The 21689-nt window shown below is 55.8% G+C and carries 23 protein-coding genes; 12 read left to right on the plus strand and 11 right to left on the minus strand.

The annotated features are described in order from the left end of the window. Positions 1-63 precede the first annotated feature (63 nt). The 8 genes from FHS72_RS06530 to FHS72_RS06565 form a co-directional block, all read right to left on the minus strand. The gene (locus tag FHS72_RS06530) at positions 64-267 is read right to left on the minus strand and encodes a pseudouridine synthase (RefSeq protein WP_183527297.1); all 204 of its coding nucleotides are present in this window, start codon (positions 265-267) and stop codon (positions 64-66) included. Further along, on the minus strand, positions 260-808 hold the full coding sequence (locus FHS72_RS06535) for a holin family protein (RefSeq protein WP_183527299.1): 549 nt from the start codon (positions 806-808) through the stop codon (positions 260-262). The genes FHS72_RS06530 and FHS72_RS06535 overlap by 8 nt, the downstream gene beginning before the upstream one ends. Then, on the minus strand, positions 799-1410 hold the full coding sequence (locus tag FHS72_RS06540) for a holin-associated N-acetylmuramidase (RefSeq protein WP_183527301.1): 612 nt from the start codon (positions 1408-1410) through the stop codon (positions 799-801). The genes FHS72_RS06535 and FHS72_RS06540 overlap by 10 nt, the downstream gene beginning before the upstream one ends. Positions 1411-1455: 45 nt before the next feature. Beyond that, the gene (ccmE, locus tag FHS72_RS06545; RefSeq protein ID WP_183527303.1) at positions 1456-1923 is read right to left on the minus strand and encodes a cytochrome c maturation protein CcmE; all 468 of its coding nucleotides are present in this window, start codon (positions 1921-1923) and stop codon (positions 1456-1458) included. Then, positions 1920-2948 (minus strand): N-acetyl-gamma-glutamyl-phosphate reductase, encoded by a 1029-nt coding sequence (argC, locus tag FHS72_RS06550; protein ID WP_183527305.1) that lies wholly within the window; start codon positions 2946-2948, stop codon positions 1920-1922. The genes ccmE and argC overlap by 4 nt, the downstream gene beginning before the upstream one ends. 71 nt (positions 2949-3019) lie before the next feature. Next, entirely contained in the window at positions 3020-3631 is a 612-nt protein-coding gene (locus FHS72_RS06555; RefSeq protein WP_221235358.1) for a VPLPA-CTERM sorting domain-containing protein, read from the minus strand. Positions 3632-3716: 85 nt separating this feature from the next. Further along, positions 3717-4535, minus strand: a complete 819-nt coding sequence (locus FHS72_RS06560) for a glutamate racemase (RefSeq protein ID WP_183527309.1) — start codon at positions 4533-4535, stop codon at positions 3717-3719. 205 nt (positions 4536-4740) lie between these two features. Then, positions 4741-8160: an indolepyruvate ferredoxin oxidoreductase family protein gene (locus FHS72_RS06565; protein WP_183527311.1), complete on the minus strand. Its 3420-nt coding sequence runs from the start codon at positions 8158-8160 to the stop codon at positions 4741-4743. Between the two features lie 155 nt (positions 8161-8315). On the opposite strand from FHS72_RS06565, the gene FHS72_RS06570 reads away from it, so the two are divergent. The 4 genes from FHS72_RS06570 (at position 8316) to grxD (ending at position 12547) form a co-directional block, all read left to right on the plus strand. Beyond that, complete coding sequence (locus FHS72_RS06570; protein ID WP_183527313.1) at positions 8316-9224, plus strand: LysR family transcriptional regulator; 909 nt, start codon at positions 8316-8318, stop codon at positions 9222-9224. Positions 9225-9620: 396 nt separating this feature from the next. Next, complete coding sequence (gene purL, locus FHS72_RS06575; RefSeq protein WP_183527315.1) at positions 9621-11780, plus strand: phosphoribosylformylglycinamidine synthase subunit PurL; 2160 nt, start codon at positions 9621-9623, stop codon at positions 11778-11780. Positions 11781-11885: 105 nt separating this feature from the next. Next, positions 11886-12119 (plus strand): BolA/IbaG family iron-sulfur metabolism protein, encoded by a 234-nt coding sequence (locus tag FHS72_RS06580; RefSeq protein WP_183527317.1) that lies wholly within the window; start codon positions 11886-11888, stop codon positions 12117-12119. 68 nt (positions 12120-12187) lie between these two features. Then, positions 12188-12547, plus strand: coding sequence for a Grx4 family monothiol glutaredoxin (grxD, locus tag FHS72_RS06585; RefSeq protein ID WP_183527319.1), 360 nt, complete (start codon positions 12188-12190; stop codon positions 12545-12547). Between the two features lie 76 nt (positions 12548-12623). Here the strand turns inward: grxD and FHS72_RS06590 are convergent, their stop codons facing one another. Beyond that, on the minus strand, positions 12624-13004 hold the full coding sequence (locus tag FHS72_RS06590) for a cell division protein ZapA (RefSeq protein ID WP_183527321.1): 381 nt from the start codon (positions 13002-13004) through the stop codon (positions 12624-12626). 1 nt (position 13005) lies between these two features. Beyond that, entirely contained in the window at positions 13006-13482 is a 477-nt protein-coding gene (locus FHS72_RS06595) for a hypothetical protein (RefSeq protein WP_183527323.1), read from the minus strand. A 198-nt stretch (positions 13483-13680) separates the two neighbouring features. Here FHS72_RS06595 and tkt point away from each other — a divergent pair, with 198 nt between their 5' ends. The 8 genes from tkt (at position 13681) to FHS72_RS06635 (ending at position 21099) form a co-directional block, all read left to right on the plus strand. Next, positions 13681-15696, plus strand: a complete 2016-nt coding sequence (gene tkt, locus FHS72_RS06600) for a transketolase (RefSeq protein WP_183527325.1) — start codon at positions 13681-13683, stop codon at positions 15694-15696. Between the two features lie 66 nt (positions 15697-15762). Next, the gene (locus FHS72_RS06605) at positions 15763-16359 is read left to right on the plus strand and encodes a DUF4329 domain-containing protein (protein ID WP_183527327.1); all 597 of its coding nucleotides are present in this window, start codon (positions 15763-15765) and stop codon (positions 16357-16359) included. A gap of 202 nt (positions 16360-16561) precedes the next feature. Beyond that, a complete protein-coding gene (gene gap / locus FHS72_RS06610; RefSeq protein WP_183527329.1) occupies positions 16562-17563 on the plus strand; it encodes a type I glyceraldehyde-3-phosphate dehydrogenase in 1002 nt (333 codons plus the stop codon). A 201-nt stretch (positions 17564-17764) separates the two neighbouring features. Next, on the plus strand, positions 17765-18469 hold the full coding sequence (locus FHS72_RS06615; RefSeq protein WP_183527331.1) for a hypothetical protein: 705 nt from the start codon (positions 17765-17767) through the stop codon (positions 18467-18469). Positions 18470-18724: 255 nt separating this feature from the next. Continuing rightward, on the plus strand, positions 18725-18868 hold the full coding sequence (locus FHS72_RS06620; RefSeq protein ID WP_183527333.1) for a hypothetical protein: 144 nt from the start codon (positions 18725-18727) through the stop codon (positions 18866-18868). Between the two features lie 21 nt (positions 18869-18889). Further along, on the plus strand, positions 18890-19639 hold the full coding sequence (locus tag FHS72_RS06625; RefSeq protein ID WP_183527335.1) for a hypothetical protein: 750 nt from the start codon (positions 18890-18892) through the stop codon (positions 19637-19639). A 105-nt stretch (positions 19640-19744) separates the two neighbouring features. Further along, the gene (gene gap, locus FHS72_RS06630; RefSeq protein ID WP_183527337.1) at positions 19745-20749 is read left to right on the plus strand and encodes a type I glyceraldehyde-3-phosphate dehydrogenase; all 1005 of its coding nucleotides are present in this window, start codon (positions 19745-19747) and stop codon (positions 20747-20749) included. A gap of 191 nt (positions 20750-20940) precedes the next feature. Continuing rightward, the gene (locus FHS72_RS06635) at positions 20941-21099 is read left to right on the plus strand and encodes a hypothetical protein (protein WP_183527339.1); all 159 of its coding nucleotides are present in this window, start codon (positions 20941-20943) and stop codon (positions 21097-21099) included. A 78-nt stretch (positions 21100-21177) separates the two neighbouring features. On the opposite strand, the gene coaD is transcribed toward FHS72_RS06635, so the two are convergent. Further along, positions 21178-21669 carry a pantetheine-phosphate adenylyltransferase gene (coaD, locus tag FHS72_RS06640; RefSeq protein ID WP_183527341.1) on the minus strand — a complete coding sequence of 164 codons (492 nt, stop codon included), beginning with the start codon at positions 21667-21669 and terminating at the stop codon, positions 21178-21180. Positions 21670-21689 lie beyond the last annotated feature (20 nt).

Raw genomic sequence — 21689 nt, forward strand, 5'->3', positions numbered from 1 at the left:
CCGCGCCCCCGAACAGACTGAAGTCAGGGACGGATTGTCACATTTCAGAGGGTGGAAGGTTTGCTACAGCGCCAGACCGCCTTGCAGGACGAATGCAACCGCAGACATCAGTAACCCGCCGATGACCAAGCGGACCAACCACTTGAGCGCGTCTTCGATATGGCCCAGCCTGTCAGCCACGTTGGCGCGGTGGACCTCATCCACCGCGCTACGTGTTTCAATGGCGTTCAACCGTTGTTCGACCCGTGCCACCCACGCGCTATCCATGCTTGCCCTGCCAGTCTAAAAGAGCCGCGTTTTCAGTGGGTAAGATGGCGGATTTGGTCAGCGTCGGCGCGTCGGGGGCTAGCCCTTTGATCGCTTGGATGTTGCGTGTCACCTGACCCGTGCGGGCCATCGTATCGGTGACGGATTGTTGAAATTCTTGCCCCTTTGCTTGATGCCGCGCCCCGAAATAAAAGCTGACAATCGCGCCCATCAGCCACCAAAGCGGCTCTGGCACGAGGGCAAGCCCCTGCATCCTAGAGGCGAACCAGATCGGGTCCGCCATCGACGCCCCGATCAAAGCGAGCGTGCCAAGCGCCATCATCGGGCGCGGCAAGCGATTCATGCCGTCGATCATGACGTCAAACCAGCTTCGGCGCGGGTGGCTAAATTCGGTGGCAAATTGGCGGAGGGCTTCGGTTTGTATGTCGCTCGCACGTGCGCTGGCGTTCTCGGCGTTCTCGCGAAACACCTGCGCCGTTTCGATTAAGACGTTGCGATTGTTGCCGAAAAGCAAGCCCATGATGTTTGTGATTAACCCCATGACGCGGTCCTTTCAGCATGTTGCGCGGCAGTCAGGTGGAAGCGTGGCGAGATGAATTCTTCGGCGCGTGTGATCCATCCGCCTTTGCCACCATCGAGGCGTTTGGCGTATTTTCGACTGGCCACGCGGGCGTCCGCGAGGGCGTAATAGTAGTTGCGCCGCGCAATGCCGTAGGCGTCTGCGATATGGTTCGGCGCGGCTGCGACTGCCTGTTGGGCGGCGGCGATTGTTTGCGGGCCTATCAGACCATCTACTGCAACAACGATCCTCATCTCATTGAAAAGGCGTTGTAAAATCTTGACGGCATGAGAACCTGCGTTGACGTACATATCAAAAATGCTAGCGTGCAAGACCTGCGGTAGCGCGTGGATTTTGGGTTCCTCGAAGTAATGTTCGATGAAAATTGCTTCGGCATGGTCGCGGGTCAAGCGGCGCACATCGTCGGTGTCCACCACCCCGTCGCCGTCCAAATCCAGCCCCAAACGGCGCATTGTGTGAATCGTGACCCCGAAATTTGTCGCCCCGCCGGGATCATCGGGATCATTCACATAGCCACCCTCGCGGGCGACAATTTCGCGGGCAATGTCTTGGATCGATTGCATAAACTCTGTCCTCTGCCATGATATGGCGAAGGTCAGAGGAAATGGTTAATTCGTTGCGTTAGCACCGTCCGGTGCCACGTAGTTGCCCTGTTCTTTCAGCGCGTCGATGACTTCTTTTGGCATATAGGTTTCGTCATGTCTGGCAAGGATTTCAACGGCTTCGAAGGTGCCGTTAATGTAGCGGCCCTGCCCGACCATGCCTTGACCATCGCCAAACAGATCCGGCAAAATGCCTGTGTAGACGACCGGAATAGTTGCCCCGCCATCGGTGACATTAAATCGCACGGTTTCGCCCGAATTCGATTCGATTGAGCCTGCTACGATCAAGCCACCGATGCGAAACAACTCGTTTGGCGGCGGCGGTGCGTCAGCGATCTCGGACGGCGAGCGGAAGAACTGGAACGATTCTTCGGGCAACATCGCGAGGATAAACAAGATCGCCACAACGCAAGCCCCAGCCAAGCCAATGACTTGGATGCGGCGCGTTTTCTTGAGGCTTTTTAAACCACTCATGGGAACACAGGCGCCATGGTTAATCCTGCGGATTCATCGAGACCCAGCATCAGGTTCGCATTTTGCACCGCTTGGCCAGACGAGCCTTTGCATAGGTTATCCAGCACGCAAGTCACCAGCGCACGGCCCGAAATCCGGTCTGTGCTGACGCCGATATGGCAGTAATTCGAACCTGCGACGTGGCCCGTGCCCGGCTGTTGGCCGTAGGGCAGCACGATGATGAACGGCTCGTCTTTGTAAGCATCGACGAGCGTCTGATATACCGTTTCGGCGTTGCCTTTGAGGTAGCAGGTCGCCAGAATGCCGCGGCTCATTGGCACCAGATGCGGTGTGAATTGAATTTCAACTTTGCGGCCTGCAATCTCGGTAAACTCTTGATCAAATTCACCTAAATGACGGTGCTTGCCGCCGTGCGCATAACCTTGGACATCTGTTGCACGCTCAGTGAACAGCATGTTTTCTTTGAGCGCACGCCCCGCACCGGAAATCCCGTTTTTCAGATCGCAGATGATGTCGTCCAGATCGATCACATCGGCTGCAATCAACGGGCGCAGCGCGAATTGCACGGTCGCGGCGTTGCAGCCAGTGCCAGCCACTAGCCGTGCGTTTTTGATATCTTCGCGGTAAAATTCAGTCAGGCCGTAGACCGCCGTTTTTTGCAGCTCGACCGCGACATGGGGTGCGCCGTACCATTTTTCATAGGCCGCAGGATCGCGCAGCCGGAAATCCGCGCCGAGATCCACAACCTTGACGTGTTCAGGCAGATCGCGGACCAACGCTTGGGATAGTCCGTGCGGCAAGGCGGCGAAGACCAGATCGACGTTAGCAAAATCGATTTCGTCCAGCTTGACCAGTGGCGGCAGATCAAGGTGGCGCAGGTGTGGGAATACATCGGCCATTTGCTGGCCGGCTTTGCGTTCAGCGGACAGCGCCACGATTTCAAACGACGGATGCGTCGCGATAATGCGGACAAGTTCAGCCCCAGTGTAACCAGAAGCCCCAAGAATTGCGATTTTTTGTGTCACCGGTCTGCCCTATTTCTGCGTCACCCTTTATGTGGCGCGAGACAGGCGCGGATGCAAGGCGTGCGGACGTATCAGGCCGCGACTAAGCCGCCCTTGCGACCACGTAACGCGGCAAATCCTGCTAAAGCCGCCAAAAGCATCAGACCAGCGGCCGGAATTGGGACAGGCGAAGGCGCGATTGCGTTGCCGGGTGCGTTCACACCAAAGGACACTGCGCCCGACGAGCCATGCGTCACGTTAACCGCGAAAAACAATGGCGATCCGGTATAAGTGTCGTCCAAATTAAACGACAACGTCTGTGACACCACCGCAGAAGCCAAGTTGCCAGGATTGAAGACGAGATCGAAATCAGTCCGCGTCCCCTCTTCGGCAGAGTATTGGAAAGGTGTTTCTTTCATGCGCACATAACCGCCCGCATTCTGGTAGGATGTCAGCGCGGCAGGCAATTGAAACGTCAAGCTAACCGTTTGGGCCCCTGATGCCAAATTCGCAAAATTAAAGATATTGTAGGTGCCTGACGAAAGCGTCCCGGCGACATCGTCAAACCCAAATGCAATTTCCGTCGGCGTCGTATAGTCGCTGCTGAGGCCCCCCGCGATATTGTTCACGTTCAAGGTTGCCGCTTGCACAGTCGATGTGAGCCCTAAAATAAAGGCCGCTGAGATCATCAAAATACGCATCATTCAAATCCAATTTAGAGCATTAACATTTTGTTAACGCTCTAACTGGACTTTATTTGGGCGCGATTACGGCGTTTGGTGGGCTGCTTTATGGAAAGGCTGCCGTAAACGTAATCTCTTTGCGCAGGAATTGTGTGGCGTTGCGCGACACCCGTTTTGGGTCGCCCGTGGTCAGGAACAGCGGCTCGGTCCCTGCCCCGATCATCTCGGGACGGCGTGTTAAATAGTCGGCGAGGCTTTCTGCGACGAGGTTCGCCTGGCTAAAGACCTTTACATCTGCGCCCAATGCGTCTTGGAACGCCTCGGCCATCAACGGGTAGTGCGTGCAGCCCAAAATCGCTGCATCAGGGCTTGGCATTTTGCGGGTCAGCGCATCGACGTGGCTGCGCACGAGCGCTTCGGCCAAGATCAGATCGCCGTCTTCGATTGCATCGACGACACCGCCGCAGGCTTGGGCCTCGACATCCACGCCAATCGCGCGGAACGCCAGTTCACGTTGGAATGCGCGGCTGCGCACCGTGGCGGGCGTCGCAAAAAGCGCCACATGTTTTACGCCAACTTCGCGGGGTGGCGAATTATCGCCCCATTGCCGTTCGGTCAGCGCCTCGATCAACGGCACGAACACGCCCAAGACGCGCTTGTCGGTCGGAATCCAGCTTTCCTGCATCCGACGTAGCGCCGCCGCAGAGGCCGTGTTGCACGCCAAGATCACCAGATCACAGCCCGCATCCCAGAGCCGTTCGACGGCCTTGGTTGTTAAATTGTAAATATCGTCGTCCGTGCGGACCCCGTAAGGCGCGTGGGCGTGGTCACCAAAGTACACAAACGGCACGTCCGGCAACCGCTTTTGCACCGCGTCCAGAACCGTTAAACCACCGACACCGCTATCAAATATTCCGACCGCCATTGGTCCGCCCCTTATGTTTTGCCTCGCATGCGCGGCCCAATCTGTTTGTGTCGATTGGGTCCTGAGACAAAGCATACGTGGCCTGACGCAAGAAATCCATCATGCGCTTTGCTTCTTTTTAAGAGGCGTCAATTTCGTGCCGAAGCGTCGCGGTGCCGTGTGTGTTTCAGAGACAACTCTGATGTACGCGGCACCGCGAAACTGGTTATTCGGCGGCGATAGGCACTGGCGTTGCCTTCATGTCAGCCAGCAGTGTCTCGCGACGTTTCGCGGCTTTGCGGGCGTTGGCTTCTTTGACGGGACCAAAGCCGCGAATGTCGAGCGGCAACCGCGCCAACGCAATCGCTGCGTCGCGTGTTTCGGGTCGGATCGCGGGGATGATCTGCGCCATATCCGCCTCGTATTCCGCGATCAAGGCGCGTTCCATCCGGCGTTCTGCAGTGCGCCCAAAGGGGTCAAACCATGTCCCGCGCAGGGCCTTGAACCGCGCCAGAAGCGGGAACATCTTGCCCATTCCCGCACCAAATTCACGTTTCACCGGACGTCCGTTGGCACCTATTTTCGACAAGAACGGCGGGGCAAGATGATACGTCAGTTTCAGATCGCCATCGAATTCGGCTGCTGCCTTTTCTTTGGTGTCCTGCAAGAGCCGCGCGACCTCGTATTCGTCCTTATAAGACAATAGCTTATGATAACCTTCAGCCACAGCGCCCTTGAGGTCAGGATCGGTGATACCGTCGAGCATTTTCAGGTAACGTTTTTTCAACCCTTTGCCCTGATAAGAGGTCAGATGATCAGCACGATATGCAATTTTCTCGTCCAAAGTTTTAGGCTTTGCCGTCACATTTGGCGCCAAAACACGCGCCGCTTGGTCAGGGTGCAGGTACGCCCAGCGACCCAGATCAAAAGCGCGCAAGTTCTGCTCGATCGCAGCCCCGTTCAGCGTCACCGCCTCGCGGATTGCAGCACCGGACAGAGGAATGCCGCCCATTTGCCAGACCGCCCCGAAGATCATCATGTTGGAGAAAATGCTGTCGCCCATCAACGCCTTGGCCAGATCAGACGCATCAAACAACGCCAAACGGTCTTGCAAACGCGCCTCAAGCGACAGTTTCAACTGGTCCGTTGGCAGCTTAAAGCCCGTGTCACGCGTGAAATCGCCGGTGATGATCTCGTGAGAGTTCACAACGCCCATCGCGCGGCCCTGCTTCATCAGGCCCAGCGTTTTCGCGCCAGCAGAAACCACCAAATCGCCGCCGATCAGCGTGTCCGCCTCGCCAACAGCAACACGGATCGCGTTGATATCAGACGGTTTTTCGGCCAAACGACAGTGGATATGCACGGCACCGCCCTTTTGCGCGAGGCCTGCCATTTCCATCATGCCAGCGCCTTTGCCATCCAGATGAGCGGCCATCGCCATCACGGCACCGATGGTCACAACGCCAGTGCCGCCGACGCCTGTAATCACCACGTTATGTGTACCGTTTATGGTCGGCAAAACCGGATCAGGCATGTCAGGCAAATCGATGCTGGTGGTTGCGGATTTACGGATTTTCGCACCTTCGACGGTGACAAACGACGGACAAAAGCCGTTGACGCAGGAAAAATCTTTGTTGCAGGACGATTGATCAATTGCGCGTTTGCGGCCCAATTCGGTTTCCGCAGGGACAATAGATACGCAGTTCGATTGCACGCCGCAATCGCCGCAACCTTCGCAAACGTCGGTGTTAATGAACACGCGTTTGTCAGGATCAGGGAATTGCCCACGTTTGCGCCGCCGCCGTTTTTCCGCCGCACAGGTCTGGATGTAGACAATCGCAGACACGCCTTTGACCTTGCTTAACCGATCTTGGACAGCGGGTAATTCTGCGCGTTCGGAAATGGTAAGGCCTTTGGGATAAAGCGCAAAATCGATATCCTCTTTCTCGTCGTAAACGATTTCGAGGTTCTGCACACCCATCGCTACCAATTCGCGGCAAATCTGATCGGCGGTCAAATCACCGTCGTTCCCCTGCCCGCCGGTCATGGCAACCGCGTCGTTATACAGGATTTTATAGGTGATATTTGTGCCCGCAAGCAGCGCAAAGCGGATCGCTTGCACGCCAGAATGGTTGTAAGTGCCGTCGCCCAAATTTTGGAACACATGATCGCGTGTCGAAAACGGTGCTTCGCCTACCCAGTTCGCGCCCTCGCCGCCCATTTGCGTAAAGCCGACAGTGTCGCGGTCCATCCACTGCACCATATAATGGCAGCCAATACCTGCGTAGGCGCGTGATCCTTCGGGGACTTTGGTGGAAGAATTGTGCGGACAACCGGAACAGAAATACGGCAAACGCGCCGCGATTTCGGGCTGGTTGTCAGCTTTGCGGGCCTCAGAGATTTGCGCGAGACCAGCGGTCACAGCGGCGGACCCGCAGCCCTCTTCGATCAAGATGCCGCCGACTTTTTCGGCGATCCAGATCGGGTTTAAGTCTGCTTTTGTTGGGAAAATCTCTTCGCGGCGACCTTCGGAATGTTCATCCCCTTTGTGCCAACCGTAAACGCGCCGACCTTGGCGGTCGTCGAAAATCGCTTCTTTGACCTGCACTTCGATCAGCTTGCGCTTTTCTTCAACGACAACAATCAGATCAAGCCCTTCGGCGAAATCATGGAAGCTGGCCATATCCAGCGGCCAAACCTGACCGACCTTATATACAGTAATGCCAAGGCGTTCGGCTTCGGCTTCGTCCACGCCAAGCAGGTTCAGCGCGTGGACCAAATCAAGGTAGTTTTTGCCAGCCGCGACAAAGCCAATCTTGGCCCCCGCCTTGCCCAGTTTGCGCTGATCCATCCGGTTTGCGCGACTATATGCTTCGGCGGCGTAGCGTTTATGGTCGATCATCCGCGCTTCTTGCAGCTGCGGCGTGTCCACCAGACGGATGTTCAAACCACCCTCTGGCATGTCAAAGTTGTCCGGCTCGACCAGCTTCACGCGGTCGGGATCACCGTCCACAACCGACGTGACCTCAATCGTGTCTTTCATCGTTTTCAGGCCGACCCAAACACCGGCAAAGCGGCTGAGCCCCCACGCATACACGCCGTAATCGAGAATTTCTTGCACACCGGCAGGGCTCACGATGGGCATATAGGCGTCGAGCATCGCCCAATCGCTTTGGTGTAATGTTGTCGAACTTTCGCCCGTGTGGTCATCGCCCATTGCCATGATGACACCACCATGTGGCGATGATCCGGCCATGTTCGCGTGCCGCATCACGTCGCCGGAACGGTCCACACCGGGGCCTTTACCGTACCAAAGCCCGAACACACCGTCGAATTTACCTTCGCCGCGCAGTTCGGCCTGTTGCGATCCCCACAGGGCGGTCGCGGCCAAATCTTCGTTCAAACCAAGCTGAAATGTCACATCCGCAGGGGCCAAGACATTGCGCGCACGGGTCATCTGCATATCGACCGCGCCAAGCGGCGATCCGCGATAACCCGTCACATATCCGGCGGTGTTCAACCCAGCCTGCGTGTCGCGCGCTTTTTGCATAAGCATCAAGCGGACAAGGGCTTGGGTCCCGTTCAACAGAACTTGACGTTTTGTTAAGTCATATCTGTCATTGAGCGTAATACGGTCCTGCGTCATCTCCCACCTCCCCGATTGGATAACACCCCCACAATAGGTCATACTTTCTGACCTACAAAGCGAAAACTTCCCCTTTAAGTACAATTGCGCCTTAATGAGGTGTTAGCGTAAACAAAGTTCAATTAAGAACAAACAAACAGCCGCAGGGACACGTTATGGACTGGGACAAGCTAAGAATATTTCATGCCGTGGCCGATGCGGGGTCGCTGACCCATGCGGGTGAGACACTACATCTATCCCAATCCGCAGTGTCGCGGCAGGTTCGTGCGCTCGAAGAAAGCCTGAACACCACGCTATTTCACCGCCATGCGCGTGGACTGATTCTAACCGAGCAAGGTGAGTTGCTGTTCGACGCGACTAAATCGATGAACAAACGGCTCGAGGCCGCATCGGCGCGGATTCGCGATTCTGAAGAAGAAGTGTTCGGCGACCTGCGCGTCACGACCACAACTGGATTCGGGACATTATGGTTGGCACCGCGCCTGCCAAAACTCTACGAACAATACCCCGACTTGAAAATCGATCTCATGTTAGAAGAACGCCTGCTCGACTTACCGATGCGCGAAGCCGACGTCGCGATCCGTATGAAAGAACCATCCCAAGCTGATCTTATCCGCAAACGGCTGATGTCCGTGCGGATGCGGCTATATGCGTCGCAAACCTATCTTGAGAAAAATGGTGGCATCCGCGATATCGAAGAGATCAGCAATCATCGCTTGATTTGTCAGTCACCGTCGTCTGTTCAGGTCAGCGCAAGCTCAACGCTTGTTCAGCACCTGATGACCTATGATGTACCCAGCCTGTTTACCGTGAATAACTACTTTGGCGTGCTGCAAGGTGTGTTGAACAACCTCGGAATCGGCGTGTTGCCTGATTACGTGACCGAAGATTTCCCCGATCTGGTCCGTGTATTGCCCGAAATCGAGTCGGGTGAGGTCCCCGTTTTCCTCGCCTACCCCGAAGAATTGCGCCAATCCAAGCGGATCAGCGCGTTTCGCGACTTTGTTCAGGACGAAATTATCTCGCATCGGCGCAAGATCAGAGAAGCGGCAGCACTGGAATAGCCGTCTTTTATAACCGCCTAAAATCCGCAAAAACGATTGAATTGCAGGTCCTTACGTCAGTATTTAGGCAGTTAGATAACGGCAGTTATGCAACACACGCATATCGGTCATGCGAAATACTGTGCATTATTTTCTTGATCGGTGGGGACCCCACTCCTATCTCAAGCCTCGAAGGTGATGATGCTTTAACGCTTGTCTCCTTCACCTCCCTGTTGGACTTGCCGGGCCTTAGTGCCCGGCAGTTTTTTTTTGGACCACGGGGATCGCTGATTTTTCATCATAAAAACCGCAGTCCCTCAGGGTTTTTAGCCAAAAACGCAGCCCTTTCCCGTACACGCACTTCCCCCGCTTGCAAACGCAGTCTAAAAGGCCCGCGAATGCTCAGGGGATTGCCACATGACCGAACCAGCCATCACGTCCGAATTGATCGCCGCACACGGGCTGTCGCCTGACGAATACAAGCGTATTCTCGACATCATCGGCCGCGAGCCGAGCTTCACAGAGTTGGGCATTTTTTCCGCGATGTGGAACGAGCATTGCTCATATAAGTCGTCCAAGAAATGGTTGCGCACCCTCCCTACCGAGGGTCCACAAGTCATCTGCGGTCCTGGCGAGAACGCGGGCATCGTGGATATCGGCGACGGTCAATGTGTGGTCTTCAAGATGGAAAGCCACAACCACCCGTCCTACATCGAACCCTACCAAGGGGCGGCAACTGGCGTTGGCGGCATTCTGCGCGACGTCTTTACCATGGGCGCACGGCCCATCGCCGCTATGAATTCGCTGTCCTTCGGGATGCCAGATCACCCGAAAACCAAACAATTAGTGAACGGCGTTGTTGCGGGCGTTGGCGGTTATGGCAACTGTTTTGGCGTGCCAATGGTCGGCGGCGAAGTCCGGTTTGACCCGTCTTATAACGGCAACTGCCTTGTGAACGCATTTGCCGCAGGCCTCGCAGACACCGACAAGATTTTTTATTCCGCGGCGTCTGGCATCGGCATGCCCGTCGTCTACCTTGGCGCAAAAACAGGCCGTGACGGTGTTGGCGGTGCGACGATGGCCTCTGCCGAATTCGATGACACGATCGAGGACAAACGCCCGACGGTCCAAGTCGGCGATCCGTTCACGGAAAAACGCCTGATGGAAGCCACTCTGGAACTCATGGCGACCGGCGCTGTGATCTCGATCCAAGACATGGGCGCCGCTGGCCTGACCTGTTCCGCCGTTGAGATGGGCGACAAAGGCGGCTTGGGCGTCAAGCTGAACCTCGAAGACGTACCACAACGCGAAGACAACATGACAGCCTACGAGATGATGCTGTCGGAATCCCAAGAACGCATGTTGATGGTCTTGAAACCGGAACTTGAGGCTGAAGCCCGCGCCGTGTTCATCAAATGGGATCTCGATTTCGCCATCGTCGGTGAAACCATCGCCGAAGACCGGTTCCTGATCCTGCACAACGGCGAAGTCAAAGCCGACTTGCCGCTCGCGACCTTGTCCGGCTCTGCGCCCGAATACGACCGTCCGTGGGTGGAAACACCAGCGGCGACGCCATTCACCGAAGCGTTGGACATCGATCCAATCGACGGCCTGAAGGCGCTGATCTCTAGTCCAAACTATGCGGGTAAACAGTGGGTGTACGAACAATATGACCAGCAAGTCATGGGCGACACATCCCGCACACCGGGTGCCGGGTCCGGCATCGTGCGCGTGCACGGGACACCAAAATCCATCGCCTTCACCTCTGACGTGACTCCTCGCTACGTCAAAGCGAACCCCGTTGAAGGCGGTAAACAAGCCGTCGCCGAAGCCTACCGCAACCTCACAGCCGTGGGTGCTACACCATTGGCAACAACCGACAACATGAACTTTGGCAATCCAGAGAAGCCTGAAATCATGGGCCAGTTTGTGGGTGCGATCAAAGGCATTGGCGAAGCGTGCATCGCACTGGACATGCCCATCGTGTCCGGCAACGTGTCGCTCTATAATGAAACCGACGGCACAGGCATTCTGCCCACACCGACCATTGGGGCCGTTGGCCTGATCGCCACGCCAGACCGCGCGATCACGGGTATTCTGCAGGACGGCGACGTGCTGTTGCTGGTCGGATCAACTTCCGGACACCTCGGTCAATCCGCCCTGCTCGCCGAAGCTTTCGGGCGCGTTGAAGGCGACGCCCCAACAGTAGACCTCAAGGACGAAAAAGCACACGGCGACTTCATCCGCGCCAACCACGCCGACATCCCCTGCTGCACCGATATCGCAGATGGCGGGCTGGCGCTTGCCGCGTTTGAACTGGCTGAAGCCGCAGGCGTGGGGATCAACGTGACCTTGGGCGACACCGCAACATTGTTCGGCGAGGACCAAGCCCGCTACCTGATCGCCTGCACCCCCGCGCAAGCAAAGTCGCTCGCGGCTGCCGCCAAGTCCGCCGACATTGCACTGACGCAAATCGGCACGGCATCCGGCACATCAGTCACATTCGGGACATCAACGGCCCCGCTGGACGCGCTGCAACAGATCTTCCGCAGTGCCTTCGCCAATGCTGTGGCGTAACACCCGCTTCTTTGACTTCTTCTAAATCCCCCGCCGGGAGGCACCCCCCTTGCCGACCGGCGGCACACTACCTAGTTTAAATGCAACACGCAAAAAGGACGCGCCATGATCACCGCTCACGACATTGAAACCCTGATCCGCGATGCCTTTCCGCAGGCGAAAGTCACCGTGCAAGGTGACGACGGCGCGCATTTCGCGGCCGAAGTTATCGACGAAAGCTTTCGAGGCAAAAACCGCGTGCAGCAACAACGGGCGGTCTATGCGGCGCTGAAGGGCAAAATGGACGGCAGCAATGGCGAACTTCACGCCCTTGCGCTGACCACCAAAGCCCCCGATTGATCCCAAATTTTCCAGAAAATTTGTCCGAATTTTCGCGAAAATTCGAGGCCACAACGAAGGACACCACTATGACTATCGCAGACCAAATCAAAGAAACCGTGACCAGCAACGACGTTGTACTGTTCATGAAGGGTACAAAATCCATGCCGCAATGCGGGTTCTCTTCGCGCGTCGCTGGTGTTTTGAACTTCATGGGCGTTGAATTTGCCGATGTGAACGTATTGGCCGACGACGACATGCGCCAAGGCATCAAAGATTATTCCGACTGGCCAACCGTGCCGCAGCTTTACGTCAAAGGCGAATTTGTCGGTGGCTGTGACATCATCACCGAAATGACGTTGTCTGGCGAATTGGACACGCTGTTTTCAGAAAACGCAGTGACCTTCGACAAAGACGCAGCCGACAAAATCCGCGAAGCGAACGGCTAAGCGCTGCCGCGATTTTTCGAGAAAAATCGATGCGTCATACAAATGTCGTACCCGCAGAACGTGGGTACGACTCTAACTATCCAACCCGGCGTTCGACCTCTGCCGCCAGTGCTTCTGCCCGTGCTGCGATCTGCGCCATTGCATCGCTCACACCCGCTGGAATGACAGGCACTTCGACCTGCGCAGGGTTGCTTTCCAACGTATCAATCCGTGCTTGCAGTTGCGCCATGCGGGTTTCCGCTTCTTTGACCTTTTCCTCAAGGCCAGCCGTTTTGTCCGCCAGCATCAGGCCCGACATCAGCAGCATCCGCGCTTCTGGCATCCGCCCGATTTGCGCGGACATATGTGATGCCTCTTCGTTCAGCATAGCAGCCGCAGAGTGTAGGAAATGCTCTTCGCCTTCCTGACAAGCCACTTCAAACGTCCGGCCACCGATGGCAATCTCGACATGGGGCATATCAGGCCTCCTTGATCAGGGGTTTGAGTTCTTTCAGGATCGCGTCAACTTCGGCTGATTCAGACGCCCGCTGCGCTGACAGTGCCTCAACTTCGGCCATCATCGCGCGGTTGATCAGTTCCGGTTCGGCCACACCTTCGGACGCCGCCGTCCGCAATTGCGCGTTCACCTCGCGCAAGTCCGCGCTGGACGCCCGCAACCGCTGTAATTCTGTATCAAGTGCTGCCATCTGGTCGCGTTGGGCGATAACCCGCGCTTCGAGTTCAGTAATTTTGGTATCTTGCCGCTCTTTGAGCGCTTTGACACGTTCCTCAAGCTGCGCATTGGCGAACCGTTCTTCGTCCAATTGCGTGGCGAGCCCCGCCGCATCAACGCCAGTCTCCAAATCCGCCGCCTGCTCGGCCATCGTTCCGAGACCACGTTCAATCCGGTCCATAGCGACCGAAATCCGCTGCTCTAACTGCGTGACGTCTGTCATGCGTCGTCCTCTCGTAGCATCAAAACCGCGAATCGCGGAACATGTCACAAACTCTATGCCAACCGCAGCCCCCCCGCAAATGCCGCAGTTGAGCGGTAGTGTAACTATGCCAACCACTTATGATGCGTGCTTGATCTTAACCGCGTCGGTGATATGACACCCCCTAACGCCAAAACTTAGCCCGATAGGACCGTTGCCTTGGATATTGCAGCCATGCGTGAAGCAAACCCCGACCATTGGATGAAAGCAGCCGCCATTCGTGCGCTGACATTGGATGCTGTCGCCGCCGCCAACTCTGGCCACTCAGGTATGCCGATGGGCATGGCCGATGTTGCAACAGTTCTGTACGAGAACCACCTCAACTTTGATCCTAAAGCCCCCGATTGGGCCGACCGCGACCGGTTCATCCTGTCCGCAGGTCACGGATCGATGCTGCTGTATTCCCTGATGTACCTCACGGGCTACGAAGACATCACGCTCGACGAGATCAAAAACTTCCGTCAGTGGGGTGCCAAAACAGCAGGCCACCCTGAATATGGCCACGCCCGCGGTATCGAGACCACAACAGGTCCGCTTGGCCAAGGGATTGCCAATTCTGTTGGCTTCGCGATTGCCGAAGAAATCCAGCGCGCCACTTGGGGCAAAAACATCGTTAACCACTACACATATGTAATGGCTGGCGACGGATGTTTGATGGAAGGCGTATCCCAAGAAGCGCTGGCTCTTGCCGGTATGCAGGAATTGTCGCACCTGATCGTGTTCTGGGACAACAACAACATCACAATCGACGGCACCGTTGATATCGCCGACAAAACCAACCAGCCGCAGCGCTTTGCTGCATCCGGTTGGCATGTGTTGGAAATCGACGGTCACGATCCAAAAGCGATCGACGCCGCGATTTCTGAGGCGAAAAAAGACCCACGCCCGTCGATGATCGCCTGCAAAACCCACATCGCTTTGGGTCACGCAGCGCAGGATACATCCAAAGGCCACGGCGCTTTGACCGATGCCGACCAAATGGCCGCTGCCAAAGAAGTCTACGGTTGGACAACCGGCCCGTTTGAAGTCCCCGCTGACATCAAAAAAAGCTGGGAAGACATGGCGAAACGCGGCCAAGCGGCTCATGCCGATTGGGACGCCCGTTTCGACAAACTGTCCGGCACCAAGCAGGCGGAATTCAAACGCCAGTACGCAGGCGAAGCCCCAGCGAAATTGTCCGCTGTAATTCGCGCGTTCAAAAAGCAGACGACAGATTCCGCGCCAAAAATGGCGACACGCAAGTCATCCGAGAAAACACTGGAAGTCGTCAACGCGATCATGCCGGAAACCATTGGTGGCTCTGCCGACCTCACAGGGTCGAACAACACCAAAACCGCTGACATGGGCGTGTTCCACCCGACTGACCGCAAAGGCCGTTACGTTTACTACGGTGTGCGCGAGCACGGTATGGCCGCTGCGATGAACGGCATGGCGCTGCACGGTGGTGCGAAACCATACGGCGGCACATTCATGTGCTTTACCGACTACGCACGGGGCGCGATGCGTCTGTCTGCGTTGATGGGCGTGCCTGTGACTTACGTTATGACCCACGATTCCATTGGTCTTGGCGAAGATGGCCCGACACACCAGCCTGTTGAGCACCTCGCGATGATGCGTGCGACGCCAAACACCAACGTTTTCCGCCCTGCGGATACGGTGGAAACGGCTGAAGCATGGGAAATGGCGCTGACATCGACCAGCACGCCGCATGTGCTGTGCCTGTCGCGTCAAAACCTGCCAACCGTGCGCACCACGCACAAAACCAAGAACCTGTCCGCACAAGGCGGCTACGTTCTGGCAGAGGCGGAAAACAAGCGCAAAGCGATCATCATGGCATCGGGTTCCGAAGTCGAAGTAGCGATGGAAGCCAAAGCCCTGCTTGAGGCCGAAGGCATCGGCGCGCGCGTCGTGTCCATGCCGTGTATGGAACTGTTCGCGCAGCAAGACGAAGCTTACCGCAAGCGCGTTCTGCCAGCAGGTCCGGTACGGGTCGCGGTTGAAGCTGGCATTCAGCAAGGCTGGGACCAGTGGTTGCTCGGCGAGCGCGGCAATCACAAAAAGGCGGCTTTTGTCGGCATGGACAGCTTTGGGGCATCTGCACCCGCTGAAACCTTGTTCGAAAAGTTTGGCATCACAGCCGCAGACGTGGCCAAAGCAGTAAAAGACCTGCTTTAATCAAATGTTGTCAGGTGGGTGGCATACTACCCACCTGATATTTCCTCGATAGAACTGGTCACATAGATGCTTCGTTTGTCCTTCGCGTTCATCGCAACTGTGATGCTCACCGCTTGCGCCGACCCGATTGACACGATCAGCAAACGCCCTGCGGTGCTGCCCAAAGCGGGTGTTCTGCAACCAGTGCTCCCTGCCCCTGCGACCAGATCGGCTGATGCTTTTGCGAAGGCTTTTCTTGACGGTATCCAAGCGGAATCGATTGCGGAACGGCGTGAATTTTGCGGCTTTTTCTACCGCGATGCTGCGGGCCAAATGCAGGGCACGACACCGCGACGCGGCACATTTGCAAGCTGCAACATGCCTGTGCCAAACCGCCGCGACAATATCATCGCATCCTACCACACCCACGGGGCCTACGGTCCGCAATACGATAACGAAGTCCCATCCGCGACCGATCTGCTGTCGGATTTCGAATTGGGCCTGAACGGCTATATCTCGACCCCGGGTGGACGTGTCTGGCGCGTGAACAACCGCACTCGGGACGCGATACAAGTGTGCGGCCTTGGCTGTGTCACGCGCGATCCGGGTTTTATCCCGCGTGATGAAGGCGGTGTGCAGCAACGGTATACCGTCGGCACATTGAACCAGCGCAACGGCAGCTAGCGTCTGCGCTGGCCGATTCTGCACCTGCACATCCGTTAGCGATACCATATAAATCCGGCGTATTTTGTTAGCCCTAACTGTCGCGTCGCGTGCATGATAGCGCCAACAGTTACCGTTAACATACTGATTTACCACGGCTTTACGCTTTGTTCACGACAGTATACCAGATATACGGACCTAAATGACGCAAGGGGTTTAGGTTATGACTGTCACGATTGGGATCAACGGATTTGGGCGCATCGGGCGCTGCACTTTGGCACATATCACCGAAGCCGCGCGCAACGACGTTCAAGTCGTCCGCATCAACGCCACAGGCCCTATCGAGACAAACGCGCACCTGTTGAAATACGACAGCATCCATGGCCGATTTGGCAGCCCTGTGACGGTCAAAGACCAAACGATTGATCTGGGGCGCGGCCCGATTGATGTAATGTCGTCCTATGATCCCGAAACGTTGGATTGGTCCGGCTGTGACGTGGTGCTGGAATGCACAGGCAAATTCAACGACGGCAACAAAGCGAATGTTCATCTGACACGTGGCGCGAAAAAGGTGCTGATCTCGGCCCCTGCCAAGAACGTCGCCCGCACCGTTGTTTACGGCGTGAACCACCGCCAATTGCTCGCCGATGACCGGATGGTGTCCAACGGGTCCTGCACGACAAACTGCCTCGCCCCGCTTGCCAAAGTGTTGAACGACGCGGTGGGCATCGAACGCGGCATCATGACAACGATCCACAGCTACACAGGCGACCAACCGACGCTGGACCGCCGCCACGACGATCTGTACCGCGCACGGGCCGCGGCGATGGCGATGATCCCGACGTCCACAGGCGCGGCGAAGGCGATTAGCGAAGTCCTACCGGAGCTGGAAGGCAAGCTCGATGGTACAGCCATGCGCGTCCCTACCCCGAATGTGTCCGCCGTGGACCTGACGTTTGAGGCTGGCAAATCCGTGACGGTTGAAGACATTAACGCGATCATGGCCGAGGCCGCGGGCGGTTACATGGGCATGGTCATGTCCTACGACGACGAAGCCAAAGTCAGCATCGACTTTAACCACACCACCCAAAGCTGCATCTTTGCGCCCGACCAAACCAAGGTCGTCGGCGGCAAAACCGTGCGGGTGCTGGCGTGGTATGACAACGAATGGGGCTTTTCTGCGCGGATGGCTGATGTTGCTGCTGCGATGGGGCGGATTCATTAACCACGCTTGATTAATGGCACAGCTGCTGGTCACGCCAGTTTCGGCATTCGTTTTTCTGACAGCCTCTAAGCTCACTGCGGAAACAATTCGATAGCTGTCAGACGGATTGTTTCGCAAGTCGATGAACGTGAGGGAAAGTGCTGAAGTCGGACACAAAATGAACTAATTTGCACTTCAGTTCAAACCGAATCGGATCCTGTTATGCGTACTGCTTTTTTGCCATTGTCGCTGCTCGCCCTCGCAGCTTGCTCTTCCACGACGACGTCGCATCACGTCAGCGAGCTGGCCAATTTACCGACATTTGAAGTCGACAGTCAGACGCTGAGCGAGGAAGAATTGAACGATCTGGTTGACGAGGCCAATGCTAACAACACACAGGACGCGTCGAGCGATGTCATCCGGACAATGGATCTGATTGCAGAAATAGCCCAGTCCGATCTGATCTATAAAAGCAATAGTCGCTTTGACGCCATTCCACAGAGCGGCACAGCCCGCTTTGAAGGTGGGCTCGCGATAATTGTCGTAGACCAATCATTCGCGGATTACACGGCGCTTGGCTTTGTTGATGTCACTGCGAATTTTTCGGACAAAACGTTGGACGTCGAAAATGATGGTTTCGTGACGCTTCGGAATGCTGACCGTGACACGATACAAACGGCAACCGGTAGCATTGACCTGACCAACGGCATCATCGGTGCGCAACAGGCCAATTCGGTAGAATTTGCTATCGCGGGTGAAGTCGTGTCGGACCAAGCAACCATATCGATTGACGGTAATCTATTCGGCACGTTCAAAGGTAGCCCCGAGTTGAAGGGTATCTATGCGGACGAAGGCAACGGTATCACAATGGTCAACGGTGACCTTGCACGTTCGACGCAGGTTCAGCTTTTCGCGCTGCCCGACTGAACTGCGACAGGTATCGCGTGGGCGATGCCAAACGCACATGGCATTGGGTTTTATCTGGTTAAACGAGGTCGCTGCTGTCTGCGCGTAGAGACCTCGAAAACCACGAAAGAACAAATCATGCACAAATTTTCCTAAACTGGCCCAACAGTAACGAAATAATCATCATTACCGTCGATGCTGAGATTCCAAGTAAAAACCATGCGGCATGTCTCTTCTTGTCTCGCGCATGGCGATTGCCTGGGATACGCTGTGGGCATGACCAATCAAATCGCCATTGGCCTTGCCCTATTTATCGTCGGTTTTTTCGTGATGGACCATTTTGTGTTTCATCTTGATGCGCTGACAGTTGTGCTGCGCCTGATCGTCAGCACGATTAACCATATGGCCTTCTGGCGTTAGTCAAAGGCCGAGGGGCTTTTGATGTTTAGATTGTTCTATCTACCTATTTTTCTATCTGTTACGGCCTGCGGTGGTGGTTCTTCTGCGACCAGCAATGCGCCGACTACTGTTAACCCACCATTGCTGACCATCGACCAAGACCTGCTTGATCTCATTAAAGATCCGATCAAGGTCAATATGTCCGGTGAGGACGATGACGACGGCGATCCCGCGCCAGAGACTGATCCGGGCCCCACGCCCTTCGATCTCTATGCGGATGCCATTCTAGATTTCAACACCCGTGCTGTTTTGATTGGTCTGGAAACGCTCGCGGTCACGCCCGACTCGCACATACAACCCAGTGGGTCAGCCGATTTTGCGGGGTTCATTACCATCAATATCGATCCGCTCGACAGATTTTCGGCGGAAATGGCGCTAAATCTCGACTTTGACGACAACACCATCGAGGCATCGAATGGCCAGTTCTTTCGATTGCAACAAGATCCCGATGTCTTGACCGCTTATACGGGGGATTTTCTTTATATCCGTGGTGCGATTGGTGAAGACGGTGTTAACGATCTCGACCTCGATGTGCGCGGCACGTTGGCCTATGACGCCAGCAGGTTGCATGTCAGCGCCAATCTCAGCGGTACATTGCTGGGCGACAATGCAGAGGGCCTCATTATCCGCACGCCTATCGGATTAGGTGAACGGTTCACTGTTAATCTTGACGGTGAAAAGGCTGAAAACGCTAATGTCATCATCAGCGCAATGCCGCAAATAGCCCCGTAAACCATGTTCCCCAAACCCAATCGAAGGTTGACCTTTGGCGATAAATCGCAATGTTAGCGCCAACAGTAGGGATTCCCTGCGTTCACATCTTTGGAGAACCTCATCATGGCAGTCAAAGTAGCGATCAACGGTTTTGGACGTATTGGCCGGAACGTCTTGCGGGCAATCATCGAGTCCGGACGCACAGACATCGAAGTCGTCGCAATCAACGACCTGGGCCCAGTGGAAACAAATGCGCATTTGCTGCGCTTTGACTCTGTCCACGGCCGTTTCCCTGCGACAGTCACCACGACTGAAAATTCAATCGACGTGGGCCGTGGCCCGATGGCCGTCACAGCGATCCGCAACCCTGCCGATCTGCCTTGGTCGAATGTTGATGTTGTGCTGGAATGTACCGGCATCTTTACCAGCAAAGAAGCCTGCCAAGCGCACCTCGACAACGGTTCAAAACGCGTTCTGATTTCCGCGCCGGGCAAAGACGCCGACAAAACCATCGTGTTTGGCGTAAACGACGGCACGCTGACTGCGGACGACATTGTTGTGTCCAACGCATCATGCACCACGAACTGCCTGTCCCCTGTCGCCAAGGTTTTGAACGACGCGGTTGGTATTTCCAAAGGCTTTATGACCACGATCCACAGCTACACTGGCGACCAGCCGACACTGGACACGATGCACAGCGACCTTTACCGCGCACGTGCGGCGGCCTTGTCGATGATCCCAACATCAACAGGTGCAGCCAAAGCAGTTGGTCTTGTATTGCCAGAATTGAACGGCATCCTTGATGGCGTCGCAATCCGCGTTCCAACGCCAAACGTATCCGTTGTCGACCTGACCTTTGAATCAAAAAAGGCCACAACAGTCGAAGAAATCAATAATGCGATCATCGCGGCTGCTGAAAACGGCCCGCTGAAAGGCATCCTTGGTTACACCGATCTGCCAAACGTCAGCACCGACTTTAACCACGATCCGCGTTCGTCCATCTTCCACCTCGACCAAACAAAGGTTCTGGATGGCAACATGGTGCGCATCCTGACGTGGTACGACAACGAATGGGGTTTCTCGAACCGGATGAGCGATACCGCCGTCGCGATGGGCAAATTCCTGTAACGCACAGGCGTTCAGCACCAATCAAAAGGCCGTCCTGTTATCAGGGCGGCCTTACTTATTTGTGACCATAGCCATGCACCAACCGCATTTCCGTTATCGCTAACCGTCCGTTGTGCTGCAGTGCAGCATGCACAATATAAGAGACAGGCAACACAGCCTGACACACAGCGATGACATTGAAGGAGCACGCTATGACTGTACTAAACCTCGTCCGCGACACGCTTCACAAACGTGCGGCTTATGCAAAAACCAAGCACGAGCTGGAAATGATGCCGCTTGAAACGGCACAAGACCTTGGGCTTTTCCGCGAAGATGCGGCCAAGAACGCGACCAAAGCTATCTACGGATAAGCAATGATGCGCCGACAGGCGGTATCAGCACACCAGCCGCGCCTTCCGAGGGGCGGCTTTCGTGTTTTTAGCGATCAGTTAACGCAGACGTTCGACCAGTTGGTCTTTGACGGCAGCAGGGACGAATTTTGAAACGTCGCCCCCTAACCGCGCGATTTCCTTAACCAGTTTTGATGCAATCGCTTGGTTTTTGGCGTCGGCCATCAGGAACACAGTCTCGATAGAGCTATCCATCGCACGGTTCATCCCAACCATCTGATATTCGTATTCAAAATCGGCGACAGCCCGCAATCCGCGCACGATCACGTTGGCACCAACCTCGCGGGCGCAATCGATCAGCAGATTTTCGAAGGGATGCACGACGATTTCGCAACCTGTCGCAATCCCAAGCGGCACACATTCCGCTTTGATCATCGCTACACGTTCATCAAGCGTAAACAACGGCCCCTTATCACGGTTAATCGCCACCCCGATGACCAGCCGATCGACAAGCGAACAGGCGCGGCGCACGATATCGGTGTGTCCATGGGTGACAGGGTCAAACGTGCCCGGATAAAAACCTGTACGCATGGCGAAAACTCCTATTCTGT

Source organism: Yoonia ponticola, assembly GCF_014199395.1.
Lineage (GTDB): Bacteria > Pseudomonadota > Alphaproteobacteria > Rhodobacterales > Rhodobacteraceae > Yoonia > Yoonia ponticola.